The organism is Microbacterium sp. 13-71-7 (assembly GCF_002257455.1).
GTDB lineage: Bacteria > Actinomycetota > Actinomycetes > Actinomycetales > Microbacteriaceae > Microbacterium.
In genome coordinates this window covers 1-2168 of the sequence record NZ_NCKN01000381.1, presented here as the reverse complement: position 1 = coordinate 2168, position 2168 = coordinate 1, and the positions used below count along the sequence as shown (strand labels likewise).

Genomic DNA, 2168 nt, shown 5'->3' with positions numbered 1-2168 from the left:
CCGGACTCGTCGCTCCCTGGTCGGTCGCGCCCATCGGATCCGGAGCGCTCATCTCGCAGCGGGACGACGGGCGCGTGCTCGAGTGGACCCCGGCGGGCGGCGTGCACGAGGTGGGCACGGTCCCGGCCGTGGTCTCCGGCGGGGAGGCGGGCCTGAACGGACTCGCGATCCACGCGGACGGCCCGACGCGGTGGCTCTACGCGTACCACGCGACGGCCGCCGACAACCGCGTGGTGCGGCTGCGCCTCAGCGGCGATCCGGGCGCGCTGCGGTTCGATCCCGCGACGGCCGAGGTCGTGTTCGCCGGCATCCCCCGCGCGGCGAATCACGACGGCGGGCGGATCGCATTCGGCCCGGACGGGATGCTCTACGTCGGCACCGGTGATGCAGGACAGCGCGATCGCGCACGTGACCGCGGCTACCTCGGCGGCAAGATCCTGCGGCTCACGCCCGAGGGCCGACCTGCGCCGGGCAATCCGTTCGGCACGGCGGTGTACAGCCTCGGGCACCGCAACGTGCAAGGCCTCGCGTGGGACAGCGCCGGCACGCTGTGGGCGAGCGAGTTCGGGCAGGACACCTGGGACGAACTGAACCGCATCCAGCCCGGCGGGGACTACGGCTGGCCCGACCACGAGGGCCGCGCGGGCGCCGCCGATGCCATCGATCCGGTCGTGACCTGGCGTCCGTCGGAGGCCAGCCCGAGCGGCATCGCGATCGTCGACGATGTCGTATACGTCGCCGGCCTGCGCGGCGAGCGGCTGTGGACTCTCGACACCAGGTCGCCGGATCCGCAACCGCAGGCCGCGTACGCCGGCGAGTTCGGCCGCCTGCGCGATGTCGTGGCCGCACCGAACGGCACGCTCTGGGTGCTCACGAACAACACCGACGGCCGCGGCTCCCCCGGCAGCGCCGACGACCGGCTGCTGCAGCTCCCGCCCCGTCGCTGACGCCCGCCTGTCGCCGCGTCGGCCCGTCCGCTCTATTCCGAGTCGTCCCCACCAGCGGAGCCCATAGCGTGCGCTCACGGGGACGACTCGAAGGTGGGGTGGGGCTCCGACCGGCGCGAGCCGGAGCGGCGGGGTCACTCGGCGCGGGGTGCGGCGTACTCCGCGTCGGTGACGTGCTCCTTCCACACCGTCGTGGTGGCGGGATCGTCACCGGCCTCGAGCATCGCGAGGTGCTCCATGAAGCAGTCCGCAGCGGCGCCGTGCCAGTGGTCCTGGCCGGGCGGGGTGTAGAGCGTCTGTCCCGGATGCAGCTCGACGACGTTCCCGTCGCGGTCGCCCACGAGCGCGACGCCGCTCGTCACGTGAAGGTACTGCCCGCGCGCGTGCGAATGCCAGGCCGTGCGGGCTCCGGGCGCGAAACGCACGAGCGCGACCGTCATGCGCTGATCGGCCTCGTGCGGTGCGACGATGCGGTCGAGCCACACGTCGCCATGGAACTGCTCCGGCGGATTCTTGACCGTAGGGACGGCGGGTTCGGTGTTCATATCAGATCCTCCTCTGTTGGTGCTTCTTCACTTCCGGGTCGTCCCCGTGAGCGGACCCTCTGGCGTGCGCTCACGGGGACGACCGCGATTCGGGGGCATCAGCGAGTCCCAAGGCCCGGGCGGATCCGCCGACTCCCGGAACCCACCCGGATCCGCGGGGCTCACTCGGTCGTGAGCAGGACCTTCGTGGCGCGGCGCTCGTCCATGGCGCGATAGCCCTCGGCGGCGTCCTCGATCGACAGCGTCAGGTCGAACACCGCGCCGGGATCGATGCGCCGTTCGACGATGAGCTCGACGAGCTCCGGCAGGAAGCGGCGCACCGGCGCCGGTCCGCCATGCAGGTGCACACTCGAGAAGAAGACCTCGGCACCGCCCAGCGCGACGTCGTGGGACACCCCTACGAAGCCGATGTGCCCGCCGGCGCGCGTGGCGCGGATCGCCTGCTCCATCGACTCCTGGGTGCCGACGGCCTCGATCGTGGAGTGCGCTCCCAGGCCGCCCGTGAGCTCCTTGATCCGGGCGACCCCCTCGGCGCCGCGCTCGGTCACGATGTCCGTCGCCCCGAAGCGGCGCGCGAGGGCCTGACGATCGGCGTGCCGGGACATCGCGATGACCCGCTCGGCGCCGAGCTGCCGCGCGGCCAGCACCCCGAGCAGCCCGACCGCGCCGTCGCCGA

Annotated in this window: 3 protein-coding genes; 1 reads left to right on the top strand and 2 read right to left on the bottom strand. The window is 72.9% G+C overall.

The features are described from left to right. A partial coding sequence (locus B7X32_RS20520; RefSeq protein WP_292724001.1) for a PQQ-dependent sugar dehydrogenase occupies nucleotides 1-947 on the top strand: 947 nt, incomplete at its 5' end. Nucleotides 948-1081: 134 nt separating this feature from the next. On the opposite strand, the gene B7X32_RS20515 is transcribed toward B7X32_RS20520, so the two are convergent. Further along, nucleotides 1082-1492, bottom strand: coding sequence for a cupin domain-containing protein (locus B7X32_RS20515; protein ID WP_292723999.1), 411 nt, complete (start codon nucleotides 1490-1492; stop codon nucleotides 1082-1084). 161 nt (nucleotides 1493-1653) lie between these two features. Further along, a partial coding sequence (locus tag B7X32_RS20510; RefSeq protein ID WP_292723997.1) for a zinc-binding dehydrogenase occupies nucleotides 1654-2168 on the bottom strand: 515 nt, incomplete at its 5' end.

Bases quoted from the DNA above. Each gene is read 5' to 3' on its own strand.
- B7X32_RS20515 (WP_292723999.1), bottom strand. From the start codon at position 1,492: ATGAACACCGAACCCGCCGTCCCTACGGTCAAGAATCCGCCGGAGCAG.